The 11,774-nt window shown below is 64.0% G+C and carries 10 protein-coding genes; 7 read left to right on the plus strand and 3 right to left on the minus strand.

What is annotated here, in order from left to right; genetic code table 11:
* Positions 1–178: 178 nt before the first annotated feature.
* Together AC3EML_RS23635 and AC3EML_RS23640 are read right to left on the minus strand one after the other, a co-directional pair.
* Complete coding sequence (locus tag AC3EML_RS23635; RefSeq protein WP_023670370.1) at positions 179–442, minus strand: hypothetical protein; 264 nt, start codon at positions 440–442, stop codon at positions 179–181.
* A 145-nt stretch (positions 443–587) separates the two neighbouring features.
* Positions 588–3,077, minus strand: coding sequence for a mechanosensitive ion channel family protein (locus AC3EML_RS23640; RefSeq protein ID WP_352520542.1), 2,490 nt, complete (start codon positions 3,075–3,077; stop codon positions 588–590).
* 319 nt (positions 3,078–3,396) lie between these two features.
* Between AC3EML_RS23640 and AC3EML_RS23645 the strand changes: the two genes are divergently transcribed.
* From AC3EML_RS23645 to AC3EML_RS23670, 6 genes are all read left to right on the plus strand, one after another.
* On the plus strand, positions 3,397–4,656 hold the full coding sequence (locus tag AC3EML_RS23645; RefSeq protein ID WP_023670368.1) for a sarcosine oxidase subunit beta family protein: 1,260 nt from the start codon (positions 3,397–3,399) through the stop codon (positions 4,654–4,656).
* 11 nt (positions 4,657–4,667) lie between these two features.
* Positions 4,668–4,964 carry a sarcosine oxidase subunit delta gene (locus AC3EML_RS23650; RefSeq protein ID WP_023670367.1) on the plus strand — a complete coding sequence of 99 codons (297 nt, stop codon included), beginning with the start codon at positions 4,668–4,670 and terminating at the stop codon, positions 4,962–4,964.
* Positions 4,961–7,972, plus strand: a complete 3,012-nt coding sequence (locus AC3EML_RS23655; RefSeq protein ID WP_352520543.1) for a sarcosine oxidase subunit alpha — start codon at positions 4,961–4,963, stop codon at positions 7,970–7,972. Before AC3EML_RS23650 ends, AC3EML_RS23655 begins: the two co-directional genes overlap by 4 nt.
* Positions 7,965–8,582 (plus strand): sarcosine oxidase subunit gamma, encoded by a 618-nt coding sequence (locus AC3EML_RS23660; RefSeq protein ID WP_352520544.1) that lies wholly within the window; start codon positions 7,965–7,967, stop codon positions 8,580–8,582. The genes AC3EML_RS23655 and AC3EML_RS23660 overlap by 8 nt, the downstream gene beginning before the upstream one ends.
* A 153-nt stretch (positions 8,583–8,735) precedes the next feature.
* Positions 8,736–9,464: an MFS transporter gene (locus AC3EML_RS23665; protein ID WP_352520545.1), complete on the plus strand. Its 729-nt coding sequence runs from the start codon at positions 8,736–8,738 to the stop codon at positions 9,462–9,464.
* Positions 9,394–10,179: an MFS transporter gene (locus tag AC3EML_RS23670; RefSeq protein ID WP_352520546.1), complete on the plus strand. Its 786-nt coding sequence runs from the start codon at positions 9,394–9,396 to the stop codon at positions 10,177–10,179. The genes AC3EML_RS23665 and AC3EML_RS23670 overlap by 71 nt, the downstream gene beginning before the upstream one ends.
* A gap of 18 nt (positions 10,180–10,197) precedes the next feature.
* On the opposite strand, the gene AC3EML_RS23675 is transcribed toward AC3EML_RS23670, so the two are convergent.
* The gene (locus AC3EML_RS23675) at positions 10,198–10,902 is read right to left on the minus strand and encodes a nitroreductase (RefSeq protein WP_023698305.1); all 705 of its coding nucleotides are present in this window, start codon (positions 10,900–10,902) and stop codon (positions 10,198–10,200) included.
* A gap of 283 nt (positions 10,903–11,185) precedes the next feature.
* Between AC3EML_RS23675 and AC3EML_RS23680 the strand changes: the two genes are divergently transcribed.
* Entirely contained in the window at positions 11,186–11,728 is a 543-nt protein-coding gene (locus AC3EML_RS23680) for a helix-turn-helix domain-containing protein (protein ID WP_352520570.1), read from the plus strand.
* The last annotated feature ends 46 nt before the right edge of the window (positions 11,729–11,774 follow it).

Consider the following 11,774-nt stretch of genomic DNA (forward strand, 5'->3'; position numbering starts at 1 on the left):
GCGCCGTGCTTCGGCGTCTTCGCACCGGTATAGCGGCGGAACGGCGTAGTGAACGTTAAAACGCACGGTTGCAGCCGGTAGGCGCCATGATATTTCCCGCGTCATTGTTAAGCAATCGCTATCGCGGACAATAAAAGGCCGGGCATTGCCCGGCCTCTACTACATTTGCCTGCCGACTTTACTTGATGCGGGCAACGCCACCCGAGATTTCGACCGTTTCCGAGCCGGTCAGGGCCTCGAGGTCACCATTGGGCAAGGTGACGAAACAGCCGTTCGGGCAGAATTCCACGGTTTCGCCGGCGGCCAGCGCCAGCTCCGTCTTGCCGCCGCCTTCCGTCACGATCAGCGTACGGGTCTCAGCATCCTTGTTGACCGCGCTGGCGGCAAAGGCCGAGCCACTCGCTGCGGTAAGAGCGATGGCGACGACGAGCGACTTCCACATTTTGCAATATCGGTGTTTCCACACCGCCTCTGTTGCATTTCGCAAGGCATTCTCGCCTTTGCATGTGAGCTTATATGAGATGCAAGCTGAACCGCAACTGAATGCCGCATTCATGCCGCAATTGGTTTGGGAGGAGCTTGGGGCCTTAGCTGGGATCGGGTTTGCGGGCCTTGCGACCAGTTTTGGCCAGCCGCTTCGCCTCGGCGGCGGCTCTGGCCTCCGCCTGCTCCTTCTCGGCGAACTCGACCTCGATCTTGTCGTCGTCGATCGGCCATGCGTCGGTCTTCTTGACCTTGACCTCGGCGCGCGGCGTCGAGGGGATTTCTATGTGCTCGGCGTCAAAAGCATCGAGAACGGCAAAGCGAATATCGTTCTGAACGATGGCGCCGTTCAGCACATCGGCCAGGAACACGCGGATCTCGAACTCGAGTGCTGCCGGCCCGAAATTGGTGAACAGCACGAAGGGTTCCGGGTTCTTCAGCACCAGCGCATGGCCGCGCGCAATCTCAAGCAGGACCGCGTGTACCCGCTTGACGTCGCTGCCATAGGCGACCCCGACCTTGATCTCCACACGTCCGAGCTTGTTGCGGTGCGTCCAGTTGCCGACGGCGTTGTTGATGAGATTCGAATTGGGCAGGATCACCGATTGCCGCTGGAAGGTCTCGATTTCGGTGGCGCGCACGCTGATCTTCTTGACCGTGCCTGATGTGTCGCCGGCGACGATCCAGTCGCCGACCTTGAACGGCCGCTCGGCGAGCAGGATCAGGCCGGACACGAAGTTGGACACGACATTCTGCAGGCCAAAGCCGATACCCAGCGAAAGTGCGCCGGCAACAAGCGCCAAATTGGAGAGATCGATGCCCGCCGCCGAGATGCCGACGAGCCCAGCGAGCGCGACGCCGGCATAGCCGACCGCCAGCCGGATCGAGTTGCGCACGCCGGTATCGACCTTGCCGCGCGCCATTACCGAGCCGTCGAGCCAGCCCTGGAACCAGCGGGTCAGGAAATAGCCGATGATGAAGACGACGATGCCGGTGAGGATGCCGGTGACCGAAATCGTCACCGAACCGACGGTGACGCCTGTCGCCAATTTATAGCCCCAGGCCTGGATATCGCCGGGCTGGAAGCCCCACATCAACAGGATCAGCGGCAGGAACACCAGCACGATCATCAGGTTGATGGCGACGCTGACGACGAGGCCGAGTTGGTCGAGCGCGGTGTCCTCATAGCTGGAATTGGTCTTCAGCCAGCGCCCGATGGACGTGCCGGCGAAACCACCCTCCTCGCCGATCTCGCGCGCCGACAGGAAGCCGATATAGGCGGTGAGCAGGATGGTGCCGGTGACCACGACCTGCAACGAGACGAAGATGGCAAGACCGATATAGCCGAACAGTGCCGCCGCAATCGTGAACAGGCCGAGCGCGACACAGGTGTAGCGCAGCCAGGCCGGCCAGGGGCGCCAGCGCCCGTCGGCGTCCTTGTAAGGCTTCAGCAGCGCCATAAGGATCAGGATGACGCCCACGATGACGGTGGCGACAAAACTCCTGGCCACCGTCAGCGACAGGGGCGAGCCCATCTTGTCGTTGACGATCGACAGGAAATTGTTGATGCCGATGACGACTGCCATGGCCGTCGTCAGCCGCACCAGCCAACGCGCCGGGCCGGTCTCGACCTGGATCAGGCGCCAGTTCGGCATGCTGGGCGACAGAGCCGCATTGGTCAGGCGGTTGACACAGAACACTATGGCGATGACGGCTGCCAGCGCGTTGAGGAAAACGCCTATGTCGCCGCGCAGCACATTGTAGTAGTTGTACAGGAACACCGTCGAGGCGAGGAAGGCGCTGACCGCCAGCGTCGGCAGCAAAGTCGACCAGAACGCCACCGACAGGCGACTGAGATATGTCGGATCTTCAACCGACGCGTCGGGCTCGAAGATGCGCCCAAACAGGCGGCGCCCACCGACCAGAAGCACCACCGCCAAAGCAAGCGCCATGAGGGTCGCCGCGAGCATCGCCTGGAACTTGAACTTGAAGGCAAAGCTCAGCCACGATGACACCGCCCTGTAGAAGTTGGCGTATTCGTCCCTTGCGTCGGAAAACACCTGGGGGCTCAGTGCATCGGACAGCACATAGCGCTTGGTTAGGCCGCTGCGAAACAGCTCGCTGCGCATATTACCGATCTTCTCGATCAGCGAATTGATGCGAATCGACAGGTTCTGCGCCCCGGCGATGACGGCGTTGATCTCCGCCTTTTCCGACGCCAGCGCCTGGCGCTCGCCGGTCACGATGTCCGGTTCAGGGGGCTGTCCGGCAGCCGGCGGGGCGCCAAGCTGCTCGAGCCTCGAATTGATCTCTCCCAGCCGCGAACGAAACGCCAGCGCGCTGTTCAGCGCAGCGCGCGACAGCTCTTCCAACTGCAGGCGGATCTCGACAAGGGTGGTGTCGTCGACGCCGTCCTCCTGGACCTTCTTCTCCAGAGCGTCGGTTTTCGTCGTCAAACCCTGCAGGATTTTCTGCTGGTCGGCGACCAGCCCGGCAGGCGCCTGGCCAAGCCCCTGCGCCATCGCGCCGAACGAATGCGGCGCCAAGGCAACGAGCGCGAGGACCAAGATCAGGCGAAAGAAGCGAAAAGACATGATGGTGGCGACTCAAAGGGCGGCAAAGGCCGCTTCTAAAGCGGTCCTTGATAGAGACGCTCATCCCGTGGGGCAAGTCGTGGCGAAGTCATGACAGTTGGGCGCCTTGCGGGAGTCGGCCAGTCGAAAAGCCATGGCGCAATCTTGGCTTTGCGCACGCCGCCTGCTCTATAGTCTGCCGCATCGCACCCGAGCCGGATGGCTTCAGGTCTGTTGGACATGAAATCATCCGGCTCTAAAAATCAAAGATATAGAGCATGATGTCGTCCGAAAACCGCTTCACACTTTTCGGCATCATGCTCTAGGGATGACATGAAGAATGGCGGAATATTCAGCCCTTTCGCTTCTCACGAACGCGCTCAAGGGAAACAAGGACTGGAAGCCGGCTTGGCGCAAGCCCGACCCCAAGGCTTCCTATGACGTCATCATCATCGGTGGCGGCGGCCACGGCCTGTCGACGGCGTACTATCTGGCCAAGGAGCACGGCATCACCAATGTCGCGGTGCTGGAAAAGGGCTGGCTGGGTTCCGGCAATGTCGGCCGTAACACCACGGCGGTGCGCTCCAACTACCTTTTGCCGTCCAACACCCGCTTCTACGAACATTCGATGAAGATGTGGGAGAACCTTTCGCACGACCTCAACTACAACGTCATGTTCTCGCAGCGCGGCTGCCTGAATCTGGCTCACACGCCGGGCCAGTTCGACGACCTGGCAAGGCGCGGCAACGCCATGCGCCATCTCGGCGTCGATGCCGAGCTGATGAGCACCGCCGAGATCGCGCGCCTGGTCCCGGCGCTGGACATGTCGGCCTCCGCGCGCTTTCCCATCGTCGGCGGCCTGATGCAGCCGCGCGCCGGCACCGCCCGTCACGATGCGGTTGCCTGGGGCTATGCCCGCGGCGCCGACCGACGCGGCGTCGACATCGTCGAGAATTGCGAGGTCACCGGCTTCCTGCGCGACGGCGACCGCATCACCGGCGTGCAGACGACGCGCGGAGAGATCCGCGGCAAGAAAGTCGCCGTGGCCGTTGCCGGCAGCACCGGACGGGTGATGCAGCTTGCCGGCATCGACAGGATGCCGATCGAGAGCCATGTGCTGCAGGCCTTCGTCACCGAATCGCTGAAACCTTTCGTCGACACGGTGCTGACCTTCGGCATGGGTCATTTCTACATGTCGCAGTCCGACAAGGGCGGGCTCGTCTACGGCGGTGACATCGACGGCTACAACAGCTACGCCCAGCGCGGCAACCTGCCCATCGTCGACGAGGTCATGAGCGAGATGCTGGCGCTGTTTCCCGGCCTTGCGCGTGTACGCATGCTGCGCTCCTGGGGCGGCGTCTGCGACATGTCAATGGACGGTTCGCCGATCATCACCACCGGCCCGCTGCCCGGCATGTATCTCAACTGCGGCTGGTGCTATGGGGGCTTCAAGGCGACGCCGGCCTCGGGCTGGTGCTTCGCATACACCATCGCCAAAGACGAACCGCACGCGTTCAACGCGCCGTTCACGCTCGACCGTTTTTATCGCGGCCTAGTGATTGACGACAAGGGCCAGGGCGCAACGCCCCGGCTGCATTAGGGTTCAAACAAATGCTTATCACTTGTCCCTATTGCGGCCCGCGCGACGTCATCGAGTTCACCTATCAGGGCGACGGCAACCGCGAGCGCCCGCAGCCCAACTCGCAGGACCTCGACGCCTGGAACGCCTATGTCTACGATCGGCTGAACCCGGCCGGCGACCACAATGAGATCTGGCAGCATTCCGGCGGCTGCCGCACCCATCTGAGGATGGTGCGCAACACGGTCACGCATGAGATTTCCAGCACCGGTTTCGCCCGCGGCGACCACAATGCCGCCGCCCGGCACAAAGCCGGAGGCAAGTCGTGAGCCCGCGCCGCACCGAGACCGGCGGCCGCGTCGACCGGCTGCGCACCATCCGCTTCACCTTCGACGGCACGCCCTACACCGGCCATGCCGGCGACACGCTGGCCTCGGCGCTGCTTGCCAACGGCGTGACGCTTTTCGGCCGCTCGTTCAAATACCACCGCCCGCGCGGCCTGCTCTCGGCCGGCGTCGAGGAACCGAACGCGCTGGTGACGGTGCTGCGCGGCGAAGTGCGCGAGCCCAACATCGCCGCAACCATGGTCGAGATCTATGACGGGCTGGTGGCCGTCAGCCAGAACCGCTTTCCCTCGCTCGCCTGGGACATCAACGCCGTCAACCAGCTCGGCGGCAAGATCCTGGCCGCCGGCTTCTACTACAAGACCTTCATGGGCCCTGTCTTCGGCCCCTTGAAAGGCACCCGCTTCTGGATGTTCTGCGAGCATTTCATCCGCCGCGCCGCCGGCCTGGGCCGCGCCGGTATTGCCGCCGACACCTCGCGCTACGAGCGTATGAACGCGTTTTGCGACGTGCTGGTGGTCGGCTCCGGCCCGGCCGGCCTGTCAGCCGCCAAGGCCGCTGCCGACCAGGGCGCGCGCGTCATCCTGGCCGAACTCGAGCCGCGTTTCGGCGGCTCGGCCAACTGGTCCGGCGAGGCCATCGACGGCGCGCCGGCCGCCGACTGGGCGGCGCGCGCCGTCAGCCAGCTCGAAGGCCATGACACGGTCCGCCTGCTGCCGCGCACCACGGTGTGGGGCTATTACGACGGCAACACGCTAGCCGCGCTCGAGCGCGTCACCGACCACAAGGAAACGCCCGGCAAGGGCGAGCCGCGCCATCGCTACTGGGCGATCCGCGCCAAGACGGTGGTGCTGGCCACCGGCTCTTTCGAGCGGCCGCTTGTGTTCCCCGGCAATGACCGGCCGGGCGTCATGCTGGCGCATGCCGCCGAGCGCTACGCCAATGATTATGGCGTGCTGCCCGGCGACAGGATCGCGCTGTTCACCAACAATGACAGCGCCTATCGCTCGGCGCTGGCGCTGAGGAAGGCCGGGGCGGCTATTGTCGCCATCGTCGATGTGCGCCCCGAGCTTTCGGCCGAAATGCGCAGCCTCGCCACCGAGGCCGAAGCCGAAATCCTCTCCGGCCATGCCGTGGTCGCCACCGAAGGCGGCAAGGCGCTCTCCGGCCTCAAGGTGCAGCGCTTCGACATGACCTCGGGCGCGCTCAGCGGTGACGCCCGCAGCATCCACGCCGATAGCCTGCTGATGTCGGGCGGCTGGTCGCCGACCATCCACCTCGCCAGCCAGGCTGGCGCGAGAGCCGAGTGGAATCCTGCCCGCCAGGCCTTCCTGCCGCCAAAGCAAACGCAACAGCGCTGGCCAAATCAGCAATGGATTGGTGCGGGTGCTTTCAACGGAAGCTTCTCGACCATCGAAGCAATCACTGAGGGCCGCGCAGCCGGCTTGTCCGCAGCGGGCGGAGCGGCTGCGCCGGCAGCCTTGCCGGATGTCGAAGCAGCCCCGGGAAACCCAGATCCGGCTCCGGTGTTCGAGATCAAGGCGAAAGGCAAAAGCTTCGTCGACTTCCAGCATGATGTCACCGCCGAAGACGTGCGGCTGGCGCATCGCGAAGGCTTCGTCTCGGTCGAGCACCTGAAGCGCTACACCACGCTCGGCATGGCGACCGACCAGGGCAAGAACTCCAACGTTCCGGGTCTCGCCATCATGGCCGAGGCGTTGGGCAAGCCGATCCCCGAAGTCGGCACGACCCGCTTCCGCCCGCCCTACTCCGCGGTGTCGATTGGCTCGCTCGCTGCCGAGCGTTTCGGCGATCTGAAGCCGGAGCGGCTGACGCCGATGCATGACTGGCACCTCGCCAATGGCGCGACGATGTATTCCGCTGGCCTCTGGTATCGACCAATGATCTACGGCCTTGCCGGGGAGACGGTCGAGCAGGCCTATGTCCGTGAAGCCAGGGCGACGCGCCAAAGTGCCGGCATTGTCGACGTCTCGACGCTGGGCAAGATCGCCGTGCAGGGACCGGATGCCGGTGAATTCCTCGACCGCGTCTACACCAACATGTTTTCTACCCTCCCCGTCGGCAAGGCCCGTTACGGGCTGATGCTGCGCGAGGATGGGCTGGCCTTCGACGACGGCACCACATGGCGGCTCGGCGAACGGGACTTCCTGATGACCACCACCACGGCCAACGCCGGCAAGGTGATGCAGCATCTGGAATATTTCCTCGACGTCATCTGGCCGGAGCTCAAAGTGCACGTCACCTCGGTAACCGACGAATGGGCGGGCGCGGCCATCGGCGGGCCGAAGGCGCGGGCCATCCTCGCCGCCTGTGTCACCGGCACCGCGGTCGACAACACAGCCCTGCCGTTCATGGGCATCGTGCGCGGCGAGATATCAGGCGTGCCGGTGATGATTTGCCGGCTGTCCTTCTCCGGAGAAATGGCCTTCGAGGTCTATTGCGGCGCCGGCTACGGCACCCATGTCTGGGAAGCCCTTATCGAAGCCGGCAAGCCGTTCGGCCTGGTCACCTACGGGCTGGAGGCGTTGGGCACGATGCGCATCGAAAAGGGCCATGTCACCGGCGCGGAGATTGACGGGCGCACTACGGCGCGCGACCTGCATCTCGACTGGATGCTGTCGAAGAAGAAGCCGTTCATCGGCTCGGCGATGATGGACCGCGAAGGCCTGATCGCGCCCGAGCGGCTGCAGCTGGTCGGCCTAGTCTCGCTCGACAATCGGCCGTTCAATGGCGGAGCCCACCTCGTCGAGGAACTGGACGAAGCCAATCCGCACGATTCCATCGGCCACATCATCGCCTGCTGCTATTCGCCGGCGCTGGGCAAGCACATCGCGCTGGCTTTGGTCGAGGGCGGCAAGGCGCGCCATGGCACCCGGGCATTCGTCTCCGATCCGCTGCGCAAGCGGTTCGGGCCGGTCGAAATCGTCTCCAACCATTTCTACGACCCGGACGGGAGCCGCATGCATGGCTGAGCGCCAATTACGTGAACGCCAGCCACCCGAGCGGCTCTCGCCGCTCGAGCCGGTGTTCCATCCGGGTTCGCACGGCAACTTCGAGCATGGCGTCGATGTCATTCTGACCGAAATCAGGCCAGGCTCGATTCTGCAGCTGGCTGCATGGCCGGGCGCGGAAAAGCAGCTGATCGAAGCGATCCGCAAGGTCACCGGCCTAGATTTGCCCGATGGCGCCGGCGGCGGCGTTGCCAAGGACGGCAAGGCCGCGTTCGGTTTCGCGCCTGGAAAATTCACCGCCGTCGACGATGCCGAGGGCCTGGCGACGCGTTTTGCCGGGGACGTAACCCCGGCAATCGGCACGATCACCGACCTGTCGCATGGCCGCACCGCTATCCGCATCGCCGGCCCTAAGGCCGAATGGGTGCTGGCGAAATTCTTCGCCATCGACTTTGCGCTGCCCGCCTTCCCGATCGGCTCCGGCCGTTCGACCACCCATCACGACGTCTTTGCGCAGATCCAGCGCACCGGCACCGACCAGTTCGACATCTATGTCTTCCGCTCCTTCGCCCGCTCGTTCTGGAAGGCGCTCTGCCATGCCAGCGAGGAGGTCGGCTACGAGGTTCAGTAGGGCCGACAGCCGTTCTGGCCTCAAGGCCAGCCGGTTCTGCCGCTAGAGAATGCTCCAATGGAAGCCCATGGTGGGGAACGTGGCCCAACCGGCCCAGGGGATCAAAAAGCTCCCGTCTCAGAGTCGGCATCGTCGTTTGGTTCGAACATCCCCATGACCGCAGAACTATCCGCCGGCGCCACGGATCGCGCCGATGTGTCGGCCAGAGCCTTGCTCCTGCTGCCGCTGACGGTCGCCTGCGGTGTGTTCATGACGAGCCTCGACCAGAATGTCGTGGTCACCGCCCTGCCCGGCATCAGCGACAGCCTCGGCCGGCCGCCGAGCCAGCTCGGCCTGTTGATCACCGTCTATGTCGCCAGCCTGATCATCTCGATGCCGCTCGGCGGCTGGGCCGCCGACCGCTTCGGCTTGCGCAACGTTTACTGCTTCGCCTTGCTGGTGTTCGCCGCGTCATCGGCGCTGTGCGGATTGTCCAACGACATCTGGACGCTGGTCGGCGCCCGCGCGCTGCAAGGCTTCGGCGGCGCCTTGATGGGGACGCTCGGCCAGGTCGTCATCCTGTCGACCTTCCCGCGCAGCCGCACGCTGACGATCAACATGTATATTTCGCTGGCCGGCCAGTCCGGACCGCTGGTCGGCCCGCTGGTCGGCGGCGCGCTGACGACTTATATCTCCTGGCGCTGGATCTTCTTCATCAACGTGCCGTTCGCGCTGGCGGCGGCCGTTCTTGCCGCCTCGCTGTTTCCGACTGTTACCAAACCGGTGCGCACGCCGTTCGATTTCCCGGGCTTTCCTGCTGGTCGGCAGCGGCATGGTCCTGCTGGTCTTCGGCATGGATTCGCTTGCGGCCAAAGACGCCGCCGGCAGCATGATTGCGGCTGAGCTGGCGCTGGCGATCATCATCCTGACGCTTGCTTCCTTCTACTGCCTGCGCGCCCGCAACCCTTTGCTTGACCTGAAGCTCCTGCGCATCCGCACCTTTCGCATCTCCTTCCTCACCGGCGGCGGACTGGACACGATCGGCCTGAGCTCTGTCGTCTTCCTTTTGCCGCTGATGTTCCAGCTCGGCTTCGGCATGAGCGCGGTGCAGGCGGGGTCGCTGACCTTCGTCGCCGCGATCGGCTCGCTGATCATGCGTGTCTTCATGCCGCGCCTGCTCAACCGCTTCGGCTTTCGCCGCGTGCTGGTCGTCAACACGCCGATCGTTGCTGCCATGGTAGCCGGCTTCGCCTTGATAGAGGCAACCACGCCGGTCTGGATCGTGCTTGCCTATATCTTTGCCTTCGGTGTCCTGCGCTCGGCGCAGTGGGCGTCGACCGGCAACCTCGCCTATTCCGACATCGCGCCCGACCAGCTCGCCCGCTTCAGCGCGCTCTACTACATACTGTGGCAGTTGGGGGTGGCGATCAGCGTCGGCCTGGCGGCGGCGCTGTTGTCGTTCCTGGCTGGCGGCAGGCCGGCGGTGACCAACGATTTCCGCATCCTGTTCGTGGTCGAGGGCGTCATCACGTTGTGCGCGCTGATCGCCTATCTCAGACTGACACCGCAGGACGGTGCCCATGTCAGCGGCCATGGCGCGCAGATGAACGTGGAATAAGGCCCCGGTAGCCGAGGCCTAGCCGCTGAACGTCACCCACTCTTCCAGCGGCACGCGGTCGGTGCGGAAATCGTTTTCGGGTTTCGACGTATCCTCGAGGCCGAGCGCCATGCCGCAGACGACGATCTCCTCGTCGGGAATGTTGAGCACTGGCCTTATCTGCCGGTGATAGGGCGCGAAGGCTGCCTGCGGGCAGGTGTGCAGGCCCCTGCCCCGCGCCGCCACCATGATGTTCTGCAGAAACATGCCGTAGTCGATCCACGAGCCCTGGTTCAGCCGCCGGTCGATGGTGAAGATCATGCCGACCGGCGCATCGAAGAAGACGAAGTTGCGGTCGTGCTGGGCGCGCATCTTGTCGACCTCGCGGCGGCCGATGCCGAGTGCCCCATAGAGCCCGAAACCGTTGGCGCGGCGGCGGGTGAGATACGGCTCGAAGAACTGGGTGGGGTAATAGCGATACTCGTCCCAATCGGCCTTTTCGGCGCGGATACCGGAATTCAGGATGGCATCGGTGATCTGCTGCTTGACGTCGCCCTTGACGACATAGACCCGCCAGGGCTGCATATTGGTGCCCGAAGGCGCGCGCGCGGCGACGCCAAGAATGGCTCGGATCGTCTCGTCATCGACCATGTCGGGCAGGAAGGCGCGCACTGAACGGCGCGAGATGATCGCCTCGTCGACAACAGCCGCGTTTTGCGCTGCCAGGCCATTTTTTTCCAGCATGGGCCGTCCCTTTGCGCACACTTCGAAAGCCGAACCGGCTATCGGAGAAGACCTTGCGCAGATTTCAATCCTTGGTCGCCGACCCGCATTCCCACACCCGCCGCTCGTGCCAGAGCCTTTGCATGAACCTCCAAAATCGCGCAAGCAAATCTTGTGTGCCCATGAAAATTCGCTTGATTTTTTCACGGACATGAGCTCTGATGAAATTCGTTTCCAGATTTTCATCAAGTGAGCGTTTTTGCCCCCAGCTATCCCCAAAACATTGCAGGGACCCGACGAGCGCCTGCTGGCGAGCGACATCCGTGCGCTCCGCAAGACGCGTGGGCTGACGCTTGCTGAGATCGCGCTGAAGCTTGGCCGCTCTGTCGGCTGGGTCAGCCAGGTCGAGCGCGGCCTGTCGATTCCTTCGCTCGGCGACCTCAGGGCCTTCGCCGATCTGTTCGGCGTGCCGCTCAGCCTGTTCTTCAGCCACGACGTGCCGATCGAAAAGGAGCGCGGCGTTGTCGTGCGCGCCGGCAGCCGGCGCACGCTTGGCACAAGCGAATCCGGCCTGGTGGAGGAGCTTCTGTCGCCCGATCTCGGCGGTAGTTTCGAGATGGTGCGTTCGATCTTCGCGCCGGGCGCCGAGATGAAGAGCGAGCAGCTGCGGCCGACCGAGGAAGCCGGCTACATCGCCTCTGGCGTTTTCGAGATCGAGATAGCAGGCGTCTGGCACCGGCTCGGCGAAGGGGATTCCTTCCGCTTCGAGCGCAAGCCATACCGCTGGCGCAATCCCGGCACCGAGCCGGCCGTAATCATCTGGGTGGTTTCGCCGCCTGTTTATTGAATGCATGTCGCCCAAAGTGTGCAGCGGTTTTGGGAAACGACATGCG

This window comes from Mesorhizobium sp. P170090, from assembly GCF_057786115.1.